The following is a 16,849-nucleotide window of genomic DNA, read 5'->3' as shown; positions in this document are numbered from 1 at the left end:
GCCAATGTCCTTGCTGAAAATCCGCAATCTCACCGTCGAATTCGACACCGCCCAGGGTGCGTTCCGCGCCGTGGACGGGATCGATGTCGAAGTCTCGGGCCGCGAAGTGCTCGCCATCGTGGGCGAATCCGGATCGGGCAAATCGGTCTCGATGCTCGCGGTGATGGGGCTTTTGCCGCCCACCGCGACGATCACCGCCGACGAGATCACCTATGACGGGCGCGACATGCTGAAAATGTCGGGCCGCGAACGTCGCCAGATCATCGGGAAAGAAATCTCGATGATCTTTCAGGAGCCGATCTCTTCGCTCAACCCCTCCTTCACCTGCGGTTATCAGGTCGAGGAAGTGCTGACGCGTCACCTTGGCCTGAAGGGCAAGCATGCCCGCAAACGCGCGCTGGAGCTGTTCGAGCAGGTGGGCATCCCCGATCCCGAGCGGCGGCTTAACAGCTATCCGCACCAACTCTCGGGCGGGCAGTGCCAGCGCGTGATGATCGCGATGGCCATCGCCTGCAAGCCGCGCCTGCTGATCGCCGACGAGCCGACCACCGCGCTCGACGTGACGATTCAGAAGCAGATCCTCGATCTGCTGATGAGCCTGCAGGAGGAATACGGCATGGGGCTAATCATGATCACCCATGACATGGGCGTCGTGGCCGAGACCGCCGACCGCGTCTCGGTCCAGTTCAAGGGCCGCAAACTGGAGGAGGCCGACGTGCTCTCACTCTTCGAGAACCCGCAGCATCCCTACACCCGCGCGCTTCTCGCCGCGCTGCCGGAGAACGCGACCGGGGACCGTCTGCTGACCGTCGCCGATGGCTGGGAGGGCGTGCAATGAGTGTGATCCTCGAAGGGCGCGACATCACGCGCGACTACATCGTCTCGGGCGGCTTCCTGCGCGGGGCGAAGACGATCCGGGCGCTGCACGGCATCTCCTTCTCGCTCGAGCAGGGCAAGACGCTGGCCATCGTGGGCGAATCCGGCTGCGGCAAGTCCACGCTGGCGCGCATCCTGACGCTGATCGACCCGGCCAATTCGGGCGACCTGTATATTCAGGGCGAGAAGATCGACATCAAGGAAACCAAGGTGACGTCCGCGCTGCGTGCGAAGGTGCAGATCGTCTTCCAGAACCCCTATTCGTCGCTCAACCCGCGCCAGAAGGTGGGCGAGGTTCTGACCGAGCCGCTGATCATCAACACCGACATCCCCGCCAAGGAACGCCGCAAGCGCGCCGAGGAGATGCTGGAAAAGGTCGGCCTCGAGCGGCAGCACTACAACCGCTACCCGCATATGTTCTCGGGCGGTCAGCGCCAGCGGATCGCGATTGCCCGCGCGCTGATGCTGAACCCGCAGATCCTCGTGCTGGACGAGCCGGTCTCGGCACTGGATCTCTCGGTGCAGGCGCAGGTTCTGAACCTGCTCAAGGACCTGCAGGACGAGTTCGACCTGTCCTATATCTTCGTGAGCCACGACCTCTCGGTCGTGCGCTATTTCGCAGATGAGGTGATGGTGATGAATGCGGGCGAGGTGGTGGAATACGCCTCGCGCGATCAGATCTTCGCCAATCCGCAGCACGAATATACCAAGACGCTGCTGGCCGCGACGCCGATCGCCGATGTCGAGAAGATTCGCGAGCGGGTCGAGCGCCGCAAGGCGTTCTTGGCTGCGGAGAGCTGAGGGCAGGGCGGCTTCTTAGGGGGTCGCTTGGAGTTAGGAAATGGGCCCGGGGCGATGCGCCTTGGGCACATTTTTTTTTGGGCAACGTTCGCAGCCCACATCTTGGCCCGGGCGACCAGCCCGGGCCGCGCCCGAGCCTCCCCCCGGGAGGGCGCATTGGCGATGTCATCGCGAGCATCACCGACATGCGGGCTTGAGAGATAAAGCGCCCGGCCACAAGCGCATCAACGCGCCCACCCGAGGCTCGGGCGCGTCCCTCGTCGCCAAACACAAGCGCCCCCTGCGCCGCGACGCGCGGCGCGTTCGCCGCTGAAGCCTTCCACTGGAAGCCTTCCGAGACGCGGCTCACCCCAAGGCTCGGGCGCGTCCCTTATCTCCCCGACCACTCCGGCGCGCGCTTCTCTAGGAAAGCCCGCGCGCCTTCGGCTGCGTCCTCGCTCGCCATCACGGCTTTCAAGGTGCGCGCGTTCTCCTCCCAAAGCGGGTCGACCGCGCGGCGCTCGATCTCGCGCGACAGGCGCAGGGTCTCGCGCAGGGCCAAGGGTGCGTTCTTCGCGACCTCCTCGGCCAGTGCGAGCGCGGCTTCGAACGCCTGTCCGGCCTCGGCGCGGCGGGCGATCAGGCCCAGATCCCACGCCTCTGAGGTGTCGAACAGCCGCCCCGTCAGCAGCAATTCGCGCGCGCGGGCCGGGGGGATGAGGCTCGCCAGCCGCAGCGCGCCGCCCGCGCCTGCCACCAGCCCGCGCAGCACTTCCGGAAGGCCGAAGCGGCAGCCCTCTTCGGCCACGATCATGTCGCAGCCCAAGGCGAGTTCGAACCCGCCTGCGAGCGCGGCGCCGTGGCAGGCGGCGATGATCGGCTTGCTGCGGTGGGATTCCGTCAGGCCGCCGAAACCGCCTTCAGCGAATAGTAACTCCTCGACCTTACCTTCGGTGAAAGCGGCGAGGTCCATCCCTGCGCAGAACACCGCGCCTTCGCCGCGCAGGATGCCGATCTGCAGCGCGTCATCCGCTTCCAGACGGGCCACCGCCTCGGCCAGGGCGTGGCCGGCCTCGGCATTGATCGCATTGCGCCGCTCGGGGCGGTTGAGGGTGATGATCGCGATCTTGCCGCGGGTCTCGAAGAGGACGGGGCTCATAGGGCGGGCTCCTTGGGTAGGCGGGCGCGTAGCGCGTTGCGGATGATCTTGCCGGTGGTGGTCACGGGCATGTCGTCGATCACGTAGATCGCGCGGGGATATTCGTATTTCGCAAGCCGCGCGCGGACATGGGCGGCAAGGTCGTCGCGCAGCGCCTCGGTGTCGGTGTGACCCGGGCAGAGCGTGACGAAGGCCGCGACGATCTCGCCGCGCAGCGGATCGGGCTGGCCCACGACGCCCGCCATCTGCACCGCCGGATGCGAGATCAGGCAGTCCTCGATTTCGGCGGGGCCGACACGGTAGCCGCCGGTCGAGATGATATCGTCGTCGCGCCCCTTGAAGCGCAGCCTGCCGCCTTGGCCGCTGACGCCCCGGTCGCCGGTGAGCAGCCAGCGCCCGTCGGGGCCGGTCACGAATTTCGCCTCGGTCGCGTCGGGCTGGTTGAAATAGCCCAGAAACATCACCGGATCGGGCGCGCGCACCGCAATCGCGCCTTCCTCGCCATCGGGCTGAACCTGACCTGTCTGGCCGTCGACGATCGCGACCTCATGGCCCGGCACCGGCCAGCCCATCGCGCCGGGTTCGGGCGCATCGAGGCTCGCGGCGGAGGACACGACCATGTTGCACTCCGTCTGGCCGTAGAATTCGTTGATCGTCACGCCAAGCGCCTTGCGCCCCCAGTCGAGGAGCTGCGCGCCCAGAGGCTCGCCCCCCGAGGCGACCGAGCGCATATCGAGGCTCCACGCCAGGCTCTCGGGATCGGCCTTCATCATCTTCAGCGCGGTGGGCGGCAGGAAGGCATTGCGCACGTTCAGCCGTCGGATCAGATCGGCGGCCGCCTGCGCCGAGAACTTGCGAAAACGGCAGGCCACGACCGGCACGCCGTGATGCAGCGCGGGCAGCAGCACATCCAAGAGCCCGCCGATCCACGCCCAATCGGCGGGCGTCCAGATCCGATCGCCCGCCTGCGGCAGGAAATCATGGCTCATCTCGACGCCGGGCAGATGGCCCAGAAGCACCCGGTGGGCATGGAGCGCACCCTTCGGATTGCCCGTAGTGCCCGAGGTGTAGATCAGCACGCCGGGGGTCTCGGCGCTGGTGTCGACGGGGGTGAACTCGGGCGAGGCCTCGGCGAGGGCTGCGTTGAAATCGGCCACGCCTTCCGCGCCGGTCCCGCCGTCATCGGTGACGAAGACGGTCTGCAGATCGGGCAATTTGGAGCGGATCGCGGCGATCACCTCATAGCTCGCTGGGTCGGTCACCAGCACCCGCGCGCCGCTGTCGCGCAGCCGGTGCAGCAGGGCCTCGGGGCCGAACAAGGTAAACAGCGGCAGTGACACACAGCCCGCCTTGAAGGCCGCGATATGGGCGATGGCGGTCTCGCGGCGTTGCGGCAGCAAGATCGCCACCCGGTCGCCGGTCTCACGCCCATCGCCGCCCACGCCCATCCCCGCCAGCACATTGGCGAAGCGGTTGGACGCCTCGCGCAAGGCGCCGAAACTGGTCTCGCGCACCGCGCCGTAGCCGTCCTCTTCGACCTCGATCAGCGCGATGCGGTCAGGCTCGCGCGCGGCCCATTTGTCGCAGGTGTCGACGCCGATATTGTAGCGTTCGGGTATGTCCCATCGAAACGCAGCCCGCGTGGCCGCGTAATCCTTGCCGCGTGACAGCACCGGCTTTCCTCCCATTATGCAAGCGGCGCGGGGGCCGCTCTCCTCCGCGCGCTACCAAAGCGTGGACGGGGCGGAATGTCCATCTCTGCTCACGGGCTCGTGAGGGTCGCCTCGGGCGCAAGCCGCCCTGCCGCCAGCGCGCTCAACCCCACCATCACCGTCGCGGTGATCATCACGGCGGGCAGCCCGCCCATCTGGTAGCTCAGCCCCGACAGCAGCGTGCCGATCAGCCGCCCGCCCGCATTGGCCATGTAGTAGAAGCCCACATCCATCGTCACCCGCTCGGCCTGCGTGAAGGCGAGGATGAGATAGGAGTGGAGCGAGGAATTCACCGCGAAGATCGCACCGAAGGCCAGCAGGCCCACGACCAGCACGGTGCTGAGCCACAGCGACGGCGTCGGGTCGATCAGCACGGCGGCGCTGAGAAGGGCAGGCACCGCGAGCAGCGCCAGCGCCCAGTGCCGCGCGGCGCCGATCAACTCACCCTCGGGGCGGGATCTGGCCTTCAGGATGCGCGGGGCGGCGGCCTGCACCGCGCCGTAAAGGATGATCCAGAGCGCCATGAAGGTGCCCACGAGGAAGAAGGCCGCGCGGTCGCCTGCATGGGTGCCGTCCGACAGGACCGCGTAGAAATAGATCGGGATACCGACGACGAACCAGACGTCGCGCGCGCCGAACAGGAAGACCCGCGCCGCCGACAGCCAGTTCACATTGGCCGATTTCGAGAAGACTTCGGAGAATTTCGCGCCCTTGCGCCCGCGCGGCAGGCCCGGCGGCATTGCCACGACGACCCCCGCGAGGATCAGAGCGAGCACCACCGCCATCGCGACCACCGCGTAATCGAAGCCGAGCGCGGCCAGCAGCGCCGCGCCGAGCAGGAAGCCCACACCCTTCACCGCGTTCTTCGATCCGGTCAGCACCGCGACCCATTTGAACAGCCCGCCCTTGCCGGTGGGGGCCAGCAGCTTCACCGCCGATTTCGAGGACATCTTGGCAAGGTCCTTCGCAACCCCGCTGAGGCCCTGCACCACCATCACATAGGTCACTGATGCGCCAATCGCCCAACCCGGGTTCAGCTGCGCCAGCGCGATCAGCGCCACGACCTGAAGCGACAGCCCCGCGTAAAGCGTCGAGACCAGCCCGAACCGCGCCGCGATCCAGCCCGCCGAGAGGTTCGTCACCATCCCCGCCACTTCGTAGAGGATGAACAGGTAAGCCAGCTGCACCGGCGAGAAGCCCAGCGTGTGAAAATGCAGCAGCACCAGCATCCGCAGCGCGCCATCGGTGAGCATGAAGGACCAATAGGCCGCCGTCACCGCGATATAGGCGGAGAAGCCCTCGGGGCGGCTGGCGGGGTTGTCGCTCACAGGGACGCCCCCACCATCAGCGCGACATCGGCCAGTCGGTAGGCATAGCCCATCTCGTTGTCATACCACGCATAGACCTTCACCTGCGTGCCGTTCACCACCATCGTCGAGGGCGCGTCGATGATCGAGGAGCGGATGTCGTTGGTGTAATCCGAGGACACGAGCGGGCGCGTCTCGTAGCCGAGGATGCCGTTCAGATCGCCCTCAGCGGCGGCTTTGAACAGCGCGTTGACCTCTTCGGCGGTCGTTTCGCGTTCGACCTCGAAGACGCAATCGGTCAGCGAGGCATTGAGCAGCGGCACGCGCACGGCATGGCCGCTCAGCCGCCCCTTCAGCTCGGGATAGATCAGCGTGATCGCGGTGGCCGAGCCGGTCGTGGTCGGGATCAGCGAATTGAGCGCCGAGCGCGCGCGGCGCAGGTCTTTCGCGGGGCGATCCACGATGGTCTGGGTGTTGGTCACGTCATGGATCGTCGTGATCGACCCGTGTTTGATCCGCAGGTTTTCGTGGATGACCTTCACCACCGGGGCGAGGCAGTTCGTGGTGCAGCTCGCCGCTGTCACGATGCTATGCGCAGCCGGGTCATAGGCGTCATTGTTCACGCCATAGACGATATTCGCGGTCGGGCCGTCCTTCACCGGGGCCGAGACGACCACCTTCTTCACGCCCGCCGCGAAATAGGGGGCGAGCGCGGCTTCGGATTTGAAGACGCCAGTGCAGTCGATCACCACGTCGACCCCGTCGAGCGGCAGGTCTTCAATGTTGCGCGTGCCGATGAAGGGCAGGCGGGTGCCGTCGATGGTGACGCTACTCTCGTCGCTCGAGAACTCCGCGTCCCAGCGGCCATGAACGGAGTCGAATTCCAGCAGATGTGCCTGCATCGCCGCATCGCCCACCGCGTCGTTGATCCATGCGATCTTCGCGCCGCGTGCCAGAAGCGGCTTCAAGGCGAGTTTCCCGATGCGGCCGAGGCCATTGAGGGCGTAGGTGGTCATGGTCAGTCCTTCAGTTGCGGCCGATGTCATCGACGGCGGATTGCAGCGCGATGCGGTCGAGCGTGGTCAGGGGCAGGGCGGCGAAGGCCTCGATCCGGCGGTGAAGCGCGCCATAGGCCTGCTGGAAGGCGAGCGCGCGCTCGGCCTCGGTACCGGTCGCCTTCACCGGGTCCGCCATCCCCCAATGGCCGCTGATTGGCTGGCCGGGCCAGGGCGGGCATTCCTCGTTCGCGGCGAGATCGCAGACAGTGAAGACGAAATCGAGCGGGGGCGCGTCTTCGCCCTGAAACTCCGCGATAGTCTTGGCCCGCAGGGGGGTGACATCATGGCCCTTGTCGCGCAGCACCTGCACCGCGAAAGGGTTGAGTTCGGAATAGGGCTTGGTTCCGGCGGAATAGGCGTTGAACCGGTCGCCCGCGCGGTCTCGCAGGATCGTCTCGGCGAGGATGGAGCGCGCCGAATTGCCGGTGCAGATGAACAGCACGTTGAATTTCCGGCCCGCTGCAGATCGCGTCATCGCAGGGTCTCTGTTTGGGTCGGTGTGCGTAATAGGGGAGCAGATATCGGGGCGACCCTGACAGCAGTCGATCAGCAGCGCGTCGAAGAGGCTGCGCACGGTCTCCATCTCGATCCCATAGCGCAGCGAGGTGCCCGCCCGCGTTTGCCCGATCAGCCCGACCTCGCTGAGTGCGGCCAGATAGGCCGAGAGCGTCGAGGGCTTCAGCTCCAGCGCCGCGCCGATCTCGCCGGCGGGCAGCCGGTCGGGATACCGGCGCATCAAGAGCCGGAAGATCGCGAGGCGTTGCGCATGGCCCAGCACGGTGAGCCGCTGAGGTGTCATCTGATCCATATTTCGAGGTTTTGCGAAATAAGAGAGTCGGATCAAGTGAAGCTTTGATGACAGGGCGCCTTACACGCGTGAGTTGTAGACAATCCCACCAAAACGCCCTTGATATAAACGCAGCCGGAAACACTCACAAATTCGTGAAGAGCCAATGAAATAGGGCTGAAACGAGACTTCCCTAACGTCATGCAAATGCAGAATCGTCAGCAAAGCAAAGAGAATAAACGAGAATTCGCGTCGCACGCGAAAGGGCCAAATGCACTGAAATCGGCAATTATGGTCGGTCTGCCATAATTTCTGCCGCATTTCGGACATGACTGGGCAAGAGAACTTTAAGCACGAACCGACCCAGCCGGTGCGTCGCCAAGAAGGGGGCGCGCGCCGTCCCTGTAACATTGGTGGTCTCGGTCGGCATGGGCGTGCCGGACCGTGTGTCACCCAAAAATCCGCATCGCCCCTGCGGAAAAGGAGAGCTCCCTCGTGTATGAAGCGAATTCCATCTTTGATTGGCATCGCCGTGGTTTCGAGGCGCTCAATTCTTACTGGGAGACGCTCGACCAGCTCGAACAGGCCGTAAAGGACGTCTCGGACGCCGATCTCGGGTTCGTCGAGGATCAGCTCGACACCGTTCTCGAGATGATCGACGCGTTCGAGCCGACCGTCAGCGTCATCGGCCAGGTCAAAGCGGGAAAAAGCACCCTTCTCAACGCGTTGATCGGCAAGCCGGGGATGCTGCCTTCGGATGTGAACCCGTGGACCTCGGTGATCACGGCGCTGCATCTGAACGCGCGCCACCGCCCGATGGACACGCGCGCGCTGTTTCGCTTCTTCGACCGCCACGAATGGGATCGGCTTGTGGCGACGGGCGGGCGTTTGGGCGAGATGGCCAACCGTGCGGGCTTCGAGACAGAGGCCGAGAGCGTGCGCAAACAGGTCACCGCGATGCGCGACGCGACCGAGGCGCGGCTTGGGGAACAGTTCGAGGACCTTTTGGGCACCAGCCGCGCGTTTCCGACGCTCGATAAGGCGGTGCTGGATCAATATATCTGCTACGGCGATCCCGACGATCTGGCCGAGGGGGCCAGTGAGGGCACCTATGCGGATCTGACGAAATCCGCCGATCTCTATCTCGATCTGCCGCATCTGCCGCGCGGCCTGTGCCTGCGCGACACGCCCGGCGTGAACGACACGTTCATGATGCGCGAGCAGATCACGCTGAACGCAATCGGCGACAGCCGCGCCTGTATCGTCGTGCTCTCGGCCCATCAGGCTCTGACCACGATGGATCTCGCGCTTTTGCGTATCATCTGCGCCATCGACGCGCGCGAAGTGGTGATCTTCGTCAACCGCATCGACGAGTTGGAAGATCCGCGCGGGGCGCAGACCGCGATCCGCAACTCGATCCGCAAGACGCTGGGCCGGATGGGGCTGGGCGAGGAGATCGAGATCCTGTTCGGCTCGGGCTACTGGGCCAATTGCGCGATGGGCGATGTGAACGAGATGGTCCCCGCCAGCCGCGCCGCGCTGGAGAAGATGACTGGCACCACGCCCAGCAGCGAGACCGAGCTGCGCCAGCGCGCGATGGAAGCCTCCGGGATCGGCGCACTGATGCAGGCCGTCGTCACCCGCATCGTCGACGGGCCGGGGCAGGCCGTGCTGGGCGATGTGCAGGACGAGCTGGAGCGCATTATCGAACGCGCCGAGACCGTCGATAGCGTCGCGCGTGTGGCCGATCCGTCCACCATTCTCAGCGAGTCGAAACTGATGCTCCGCCTCGCCGAGATCGAGGAAGAGGCGGTGTCGGCCTTCAATAACGAGGCGGCGGGGCTGCGCGCGGAGCTGCGCGAGCGGCTCGACCGCGCGCAGGAGCAATTCGTGGCCTCGGCCCTGGAAGCGCTGCAGTCGCATATCGACACTTATGGCGAGATCGGCGCATGGACCCACGACCCGACCGCGCTGCGCATGGCGATGAAGACGGCCTTCGCGTCCAATTGCGCGCGGCTGCGGCGCAAAGGTGAATCGGCGCTCGATATGGTCAGTGACGGGATCGACAGCTTCCTCGCCGCCGAATTCGGCGTGATCCGCGAGGCCGATGTCAGCCGCTTCCCCGAACAGCCGCAACATCGTGCGCCGACCGTGCTGGCGCGGATGATCACGCTGGATATGCAGGGCGCGTGGTGGCGTCGCTATTGGCGGTTCAATCGCAAGGGGGCGGCGCAGGCGCGCTACCGCGAGGTGATCATCGCGGAAACCACGCCGCTGATCGAGGATCTGATGACCGAGTATTTCGACCCCGCCATCGCGCGCAGCCGAGAGATCGTCGAGCGCTTCGCCTTCGATCAGGGGCAGTTCTGCAAGGCGGTGCGCGAGCGCTGCCTGTCGGGCGCGTCCGGTCACGATAAGGAAAGGCTCTCGGCATGAACTCGATGCGCAAACGCGAACGCCCCGACTTGCCGGACCTGTCGAAAGCGCAGGCTCCGCAGGCCACTTCGAAGCCGCGCAAGCTGCGGGTTCTGGTCGCGGGCGAATTTTCGGCCGGGAAGACCAGTCTCATCAACGGGTTGCTGGGCGAGAAAGTGCTGCCCTCGCATGTCACCGCGACCGCGCTGCCGCCGATCTGGCTGGTGCGCGGCGGGGACCGGGCGCAGCTTTGGATCGACAAGGAAGAGGTCGCGCGCCCGCTCTCCGATCTGGCGCAGCTCAATCTGGAGAAGGCGCGCTATTGCGTGATCGCCCATAACGCGCCGATCCTCGACCGGATCGACATCATCGACACGCCCGGTTCGTCGGACCCGAACATGCCGATGGAAAGCTGGCAGCGGATGCTGCGCTATGCCGATCTGGTGATCTGGTGCACGAACGCGACGCAGGCGTGGCGTCAAAGCGAGAAAGCGGTCTGGGACGAAATGCCCGAGGCGCTCCTGGAACAGCCGATGCTGGTGGTGACCCATGGCGACCGTCTGCCCGACGAGCGCACCCGCGCGCGACTGATGCGCCGGGTCGAGCGCGAGGCGGGGGAGGTCTTCCCGACGATCCGTCTGGCCGCGCTGACCGAGCCTTCGGACGTGGCGCAGATCGCGCGCGAGATCGAGCGGCTGGTGGGGCAGATCGACCAACCCACAGGGGCGGCCAACGAGATCGTCGCGAAATTCGTGGGCGAGCGCGACGTGATCGCCTTCCCGAAGCCGCGCACGCCGGTGAAGCCGCGCCGTCTGCGCTCGGCGCGTCTGATCAAGGCGGAAAGCGCGGAGCTGCCCGAGGTCACGGACGCCGAGCCGCTGATCCTCGACTCGCCGCTGCCCGACTATCCGCCTGCCGAGACCGCCCCGATGCCGGGCCCGGCCCGCGCGCTGTGGGAGGAACTCACGGCGGGCTACGCGTTCACAGATGCCGCGGATGTCCTCGCCCATGTCGAACATCTGCTTGATCGGCTGGATGCCGAAACCCCGACCGAATTCGAGCCAGCCTACGCGAGCAAGAGGACCAAGCCATGAAGATTGCCCCGCAACTGCGTAAGGAACTCGACTTTCTCAACGGCGCGCTCGACCGGATCGAGGCCTCCGTCGAACGCAGCGCCCGTCCGCGCATCCGCGATCTGCGCTTGCGACTGCATGACTGGGCGGCGCGTGTGGCGGTGATCGGGCAGGTGAAGGCGGGTAAGTCGACCTTCCTCAACGCCTTCCTGCATCAGCATGATTTCCTGCCCTCCGATGTGAACCCGTGGACCTCGGTCGTGACGAATATGCGCATCAACCTGCCCGAAGACCCGGTGACGGGCGCGCGGTTCGAGTTCTTCTCGGAAGCCGATTGGGACGAGATCATCAATGGCGGCACCCGCATCCGCAAGCTGACCGAAGAGCTGCTGCCGGGGTTCGACACTGACATCCTGCGCGAGCAGTCCGAGCAGATGCGCCGCCGCGCCCAGCGACGTCTCGGCAAGCATTACCAGATGCTGTTGGGCCAGCATCACGACTATGACTTCCTCGCGCCCGATCTGCTGCAACGCTATGTCTGCGCGGGGCCCGGGGCGGATGACGGGCTGGAGCGCGAGGCGCTTGGCCGCTATGCGGCGCTCACGAAAAGCGCCAATATTTACATGCGCTTGCCCGAGTTTCAGGTACCCACGATCATCACCGACACGCCCGGCGTGAACGACCCGTTCCTCGTGCGCGACGAGTTCACCTGTCGCTCACTTGACCGCTCGGACGTGTTCATCATGGTGCTTTCGGCGCATCAGCCGCTGACCGATGTCGACCTCGCCCTGATCCGCATCCTCGCCAAGCAGGACGACAAGGATGTGCTGATCTTCCTCAACCGGATCGACGAGCTGGACGATTACGCGGTCGAAGTGCCGCGCGTGATCGCCGATGTGTCGCGCCGTCTGCGCGCCGCGATCCCCGATATCGATTTCAAGATCGTCGCGGGCAGCGCCTATCTCGCCGATCTGACGCAGCGCTCCGACGAGGAGGCCGCCTGGGCGCGCGCCGAGATGGATTCGATGGAGCTGGCGCAATACCTGTATTCGCGCTTTGGCCGCGTGCCCGAGGACCCGATCGACCGGCTGCTGCTGGCCTCGGGCGTCGAAGAGGTCAAACATGTGCTCTCTGCCGTGATCGACGGCGGGGTCGGGCGTCAGCAGCTCGCTCAGCTGCGCGGCGATCTGCGCGCGGAGCTGTCGGGGATGCAATTCGTCGCCCGCCGCGAACGCGACACGCTGCAGATGCAGATCGAGAGCATCCGCTCTGACGTGGCGGAGGCCGCGATCGAGGAAATGAGCGGCGAGATCGCGGCAACGGAAGCGCTGCGTGGTGCGCTCGAAAACCATGTCGAGAGCGCCGAGCATCAGATCGAAGCGGTGCTCAACCGCGGCTGGTCGGCGCTGGAGACGCGGCTCAACAAGAGCATCGAGGATTTCGTCCTGAGCCAGCGCGACCGGTTCGAGGATGTCCTGCGCACCAACCGGATCCGCGACGGCCGTCCGCCGCGCAGTTTCGAGACCGACACGACCGCGCTGCAGATCGCGCTCGAACGCGAGGTGACGAAAAGCTACGCCCGCTCGCGTGCGGCGATCGACGTGCTGCTCGACAATGCGATCCATGCCTGCCGCACCACGGTCGCGGACCGGTTCGACGATCCCAGCGAAGAGATCGACCTGTCGGATATGCCGCATGACACCTTCACCTCGACGCTGACGCTGACCCGGCGGGCGCTGCGCATCAACTTCGCGCTGGAGCGGGGTTGGGCCTTCTGGCGCGGTCCGACCGTGAATATCGAAAAGACCCTCGACGGGTTGCGGATCGTGGCGGCGGAAGAGCTGCGCCCGGCGGTCGAGAAGATCCTGCAGGCCTATGGCGAGGCGCTGGTGGAACGCGCCAGCGCAGGCGGGTCGCGGCTGCGGGTGATGGTGCGGATGATGGAGATGATCGTGCGCGAGCGGACCTTGCAGCTCAAGCAGGAGCGGGCCGAGTTGGAACGGCTGGCCCGTGATCCGCAGATGCAAAGCCGCCTGGCGTCCCGGATCCAGAGCAAACTGGAAGTGCTCGAACGGCGTCTGATCAATCTCGGGGCGATCGAGAGCGCCGTCAGCAGTACCATGATGCCGCGGCGCAAACCCGCGACGCGCGCCGCGTGAGGGCGAAGGGGCCAATGATGTTCAAGCAAGAGATCAGCCGCGAGGACGCGCCGCCCGATCCGCATCGCGCGCCCCTGCGGGTGGCGATCTGTGGCGAGGTCAATTCCGGCAAGTCAACCGTGCTCAACGCGATTTTGCGCGCGCGCAGCATCGGCGACAATCTGGGCCGGACCGAGCGTCCGACGGTCGTCGCGCGGTACCGCGCGACGCCGGGCGTGGTGATGCGCGACGCAACGGGGCGCGAGATCGACGCGGCGGAGGTCGAAGAAGGCTGGGCCGTGCCGTCCGAGATTTACGTCTATTCCGCGCAGCCGCATCTGCAGGGGTTCGAATTCGTCGAAGTGCCGCTGAGCCGCCCCGAAGACGTGAACGAAGAGCAGATCGGCCTGATCGCGACCTGCGACGTGATGATCTGGGTGACGATCGCCTCGCAGGCATGGCGGCTGACCGAGAAGACGATGATCGAGCGGCTCGGGCCCGCGCGCCCGTCGGATTGCCTGCTGGCGATTTCGCGCGGCGACAAGCTGCGCAACGATACCGACCGGGCGAAGCTGAAAGCCCGGGTTCAGCGCGAGTCGGCGGCCTATTTCTCGCGGGTCGCCTTCCTGTACGGGTCGCGCGATCTCCTGCGCGACGCCGAGACCTCGGATGAAGCCTTCCAGCGCAGCGGTGGTGCGGCGCTCATCGCGGCGCTTGGTGCGATGACAGGGCGCGCGGTGGCCGGGCTCGATACGCTCGATCCCGAGACCGAGGCGGATCTGGCGATCGGCACCCATGATGCGCCCTCGCCGCTGCTCTCCGAACATGGGGGCGCGGTCCTGCCGTTCCGTTCGCGCAGCGTGGGTAAACGGGCTTCGCAACCGGCAAATTCCGGCGCGCCCGTCGCGCCGCCCGGGGCGGAGCCCGAGTTTCGGCCTGACCCGCATCCTGTCGACCGCACGCCCGAAGTGTCGCCGAGACGCGTCACGCGTTCGTCCAAGCCGGGCCGTGACGCCGAACGTGAGCCCGTTCGTGAGTCGGGGCCGAATGTCACCGGGCCCGTCATGCCCGAAACCGAAGCCGAGATGGAGACCAAGCAGGACAGCCCGCTGCTGCTGGCCACCACGCGGCTCAGGCTCGGTATCGAGCTGCCCGAAGGCTTGCAGCTTGCCGGGCGGATCGGCCCGAGCGACCGAATCCTACGGCCCGTCAAAGGGTCGTCGGACGAGATCGTGGCCTGCGCCAAGGCGCTGGAGAACCTGATGGCCGGGTTCGCCGGAAACTACACCACCGTGTTCGGCGGCCAGCTCGACACGATCACGGAAGCCGGCGACGACGTGCGCATCATGTTCGCAAGCGCGCCCGAGACCGGCCTGACCTTCGCGCAGTTCACGGTCGATCTGATCGACGAGCCATCGGCGCATGCGCTGTTCGCACGTTTGGCGGGCACCTTGGTCTGACAGGGCTTGGTCTGACGGGGGCGGCAGGTCGCGTCCGCGCGCTTCTACCGCCCGCGAAGTGACGCGAAAACAGGCGTCGTCATTCACGAGAACGCAAGGTCATCCGACTATCGGTTTGCGCCGTGGCGGAGTGCGGCTAATCTTTCTCTCACGCCTCGGCGCGCCGGTAACTGCGGCCGCTCGGGGTCTATGAAAAAAGTTTATTCCGCAGGGAGACCGAAATGTCCGATTTCAAGCGCCGTCTGGCTGCCCTCATGCTGGGCGCCGCCTCGACCGGGCTTCTGGCCGCAGGGCCTATTCAGGCCGAGACGGTGAAGCTCACGATCCTCGGGGTCGGCGATATTTACAATTTCGACGGCGATGGCGAGCGTGGCGGTTTCGCGCGGCTCAACGCGGTCGCCAAGAAGGAGCGCGCGGACAATCCCAACACGCTCTATGTCTTCGATGGCGACATGCTCTCGCCCTCGCTTCTGTCGGGGATCGACGAAGGTCAGAACACGATCGACCTGACCAATATCGTGCCCTTCGACATCGCGGTGCCCGGCAACCATGAATTCGATTTCGGACCGGAGAATTTCGAGAAGAAGATGGAAGGCTCGAAATACCCCTGGGCCGCGATCAACATCACCCAGGCCGATGGCTCGCCCATTCAGGGGCTTGGCGGCGTGATGATGAAGGAGATCGCAGGGCTCAAGGTCGCGCTCGTGCCGGTGGCCCAGGACACCACGCCCGAGGTTGCCAATTCGGGTGATCTAAAATTCGGGCCGACCGTGGACACGGCAATCGCGGCCGCCAAGAAGGCCCGCGAGGACGGCGCGGATCTGGTGATCGGCGTCGTGCAGACCGACCAGTCCAACGACCGCAAGCTGATCGCGAGCCAGGATTTCGACGTGATCATGTCGGGCGACGACCACCTCAACGCGATGTTCTATGACGGGATCACGGCTTACGTGGAGACCTCGATCGACGCGCGCTATCTGCAGCCGCTCGATCTGACCGTCGACATCTCCGAGAAGGACGGCAAGCGCAAGATCAGCTGGGAGCCGAACTTCCGCTGGATCGACACCGCGAATGTCACGCCGGACCCGGAATCGATGGATCTGGTCAACGGGTTCAAGAAGCAGCTCGACGACAATCTCGGCCAGCAGATCGGTACGTCGGAGACCGAGATGGACTCGCGGCGCAATGTCGTGCGCTCGCAGGAGAGCACGATGGGCGATCTGATCGCCGATGCGCTGCGCGATGCGACCAAGGCCGATGTGACGCTGATCAATGGCGGCGGCATCCGGGGCGATACGACCTATGACGCGGGCCACAAGATCACCCGCAAGGACGTGCTGACCGAGCTGCCCTTCGGCAACAAGACGGTGGTGACCGAGATCCCCGGCTCGCAGCTTCTGAGCGCGCTGGAGAACGGCTTCAGCCAGGTCGAGAACGGCGCGGGCCGCTTCCCGCAAATCTCGGGCATGAGCGTGGTCTATGATCCGAGCGCGCCTGCGGGGTCGCGCGTGGTCTCGGTCGAGGTGGGCGGTCAGCCGCTCGACAAGGACAAGGTCTACAAGGTCGCGACCAACGATTACATGCTGGGCGGCGGCGACGGATACGGCGCGCTTGGTGGCGGCAAGGTCATCGTGAACGCGGGCAATGGCAACCTGATGGCCAATGACGTGATGACCTATGTCGAGAACAAGGGCACGGTCGCGCCCAAGCTCGACGGGCGGATCAAGAAACAGGGCGAGTGATTTCGGCCTGATCGGAATGAGAGGCGGCAGGTGAGACCTGCCGCCTTTTTCTATTGCGCTGAGGGACGCGCCCGAGCCTTGGGGTGAGCCGCGTCTCGGAAGGCTTCCAGTGGAAGGCTTCAGCGGCGAACGCGCCGCGCGTCGCGGCGCAGGGGGCGTCTATATTTCGCGGAAAGGGCGGCGCCCGAGCCTCGGGTGGGCGCTTTGTTCGGCTCGTGGCTGGGTGCTTTATCTCTCAAGCCCGAATGACGAGTCGGCCCGCGATGACATCGCCAATGCGCCCTCCCGTGGGGAGGGTCGGGCGCGGCCCGGGGCTGGTCGCCCCGGCCAAGTTCAGTTGAG

Annotated in this window: 12 protein-coding genes; 7 read left to right on the top strand and 5 right to left on the bottom strand. The window is 65.7% G+C overall.

Features of this window, described 5'->3' with window-relative positions:
• The first annotated feature begins 4 nt into the window (after positions 1–4).
• The gene (locus AKL02_RS11470; protein WP_078520872.1) at positions 5–838 is read left to right on the top strand and encodes an ABC transporter ATP-binding protein; all 834 of its coding nucleotides are present in this window, start codon (positions 5–7) and stop codon (positions 836–838) included.
• Entirely contained in the window at positions 835–1,677 is an 843-nt protein-coding gene (locus tag AKL02_RS11465) for a dipeptide ABC transporter ATP-binding protein (protein WP_078520871.1), read from the top strand. The genes AKL02_RS11470 and AKL02_RS11465 overlap by 4 nt, the downstream gene beginning before the upstream one ends.
• Positions 1,678–2,047: 370 nt before the next feature.
• On the opposite strand, the gene AKL02_RS11460 is transcribed toward AKL02_RS11465, so the two are convergent.
• From AKL02_RS11460 to AKL02_RS11440, 5 genes are all read right to left on the bottom strand, one after another.
• On the bottom strand, positions 2,048–2,815 hold the full coding sequence (locus AKL02_RS11460) for a crotonase/enoyl-CoA hydratase family protein (protein WP_083077226.1): 768 nt from the start codon (positions 2,813–2,815) through the stop codon (positions 2,048–2,050).
• On the bottom strand, positions 2,812–4,488 hold the full coding sequence (locus AKL02_RS11455; protein ID WP_232621604.1) for an AMP-binding protein: 1,677 nt from the start codon (positions 4,486–4,488) through the stop codon (positions 2,812–2,814). The genes AKL02_RS11460 and AKL02_RS11455 overlap by 4 nt, the downstream gene beginning before the upstream one ends.
• Positions 4,489–4,577: 89 nt before the next feature.
• Positions 4,578–5,855 (bottom strand): organoarsenical effux MFS transporter ArsJ, encoded by a 1,278-nt coding sequence (gene arsJ, locus AKL02_RS11450; RefSeq protein WP_083077221.1) that lies wholly within the window; start codon positions 5,853–5,855, stop codon positions 4,578–4,580.
• Positions 5,852–6,850: an ArsJ-associated glyceraldehyde-3-phosphate dehydrogenase gene (locus AKL02_RS11445; RefSeq protein ID WP_083077219.1), complete on the bottom strand. Its 999-nt coding sequence runs from the start codon at positions 6,848–6,850 to the stop codon at positions 5,852–5,854. The genes arsJ and AKL02_RS11445 overlap by 4 nt, the downstream gene beginning before the upstream one ends.
• Positions 6,851–6,860: 10 nt before the next feature.
• Complete coding sequence (locus AKL02_RS11440; protein WP_083077216.1) at positions 6,861–7,700, bottom strand: arsenate reductase/protein-tyrosine-phosphatase family protein; 840 nt, start codon at positions 7,698–7,700, stop codon at positions 6,861–6,863.
• Between the two features lie 474 nt (positions 7,701–8,174).
• Here AKL02_RS11440 and AKL02_RS11435 point away from each other — a divergent pair, with 474 nt between their 5' ends.
• The 5 genes from AKL02_RS11435 to AKL02_RS11415 all read left to right on the top strand — a co-directional run bounded on the left by AKL02_RS11435 (position 8,175) and on the right by AKL02_RS11415 (position 16,507).
• Positions 8,175–10,115: a dynamin family protein gene (locus AKL02_RS11435; RefSeq protein ID WP_083077214.1), complete on the top strand. Its 1,941-nt coding sequence runs from the start codon at positions 8,175–8,177 to the stop codon at positions 10,113–10,115.
• The gene (locus AKL02_RS11430; RefSeq protein ID WP_083077211.1) at positions 10,112–11,188 is read left to right on the top strand and encodes a dynamin family protein; all 1,077 of its coding nucleotides are present in this window, start codon (positions 10,112–10,114) and stop codon (positions 11,186–11,188) included. Before AKL02_RS11435 ends, AKL02_RS11430 begins: the two co-directional genes overlap by 4 nt.
• Positions 11,185–13,326 carry a dynamin family protein gene (locus tag AKL02_RS11425; RefSeq protein ID WP_078550081.1) on the top strand — a complete coding sequence of 714 codons (2,142 nt, stop codon included), beginning with the start codon at positions 11,185–11,187 and terminating at the stop codon, positions 13,324–13,326. The genes AKL02_RS11430 and AKL02_RS11425 overlap by 4 nt, the downstream gene beginning before the upstream one ends.
• Before the next feature lie 14 nt (positions 13,327–13,340).
• Positions 13,341–14,765, top strand: coding sequence for a GTPase (locus AKL02_RS11420; protein ID WP_083077208.1), 1,425 nt, complete (start codon positions 13,341–13,343; stop codon positions 14,763–14,765).
• Between the two features lie 221 nt (positions 14,766–14,986).
• Positions 14,987–16,507, top strand: coding sequence for a bifunctional metallophosphatase/5'-nucleotidase (locus AKL02_RS11415; RefSeq protein WP_083077205.1), 1,521 nt, complete (start codon positions 14,987–14,989; stop codon positions 16,505–16,507).
• Positions 16,508–16,849 lie beyond the last annotated feature (342 nt).

This window comes from Thioclava electrotropha, assembly GCF_002085925.2.
Taxonomy (GTDB): Bacteria; Pseudomonadota; Alphaproteobacteria; order Rhodobacterales; family Rhodobacteraceae; genus Thioclava; species Thioclava electrotropha.
This window is presented reverse-complemented; position numbering and strand designations above follow the sequence as displayed.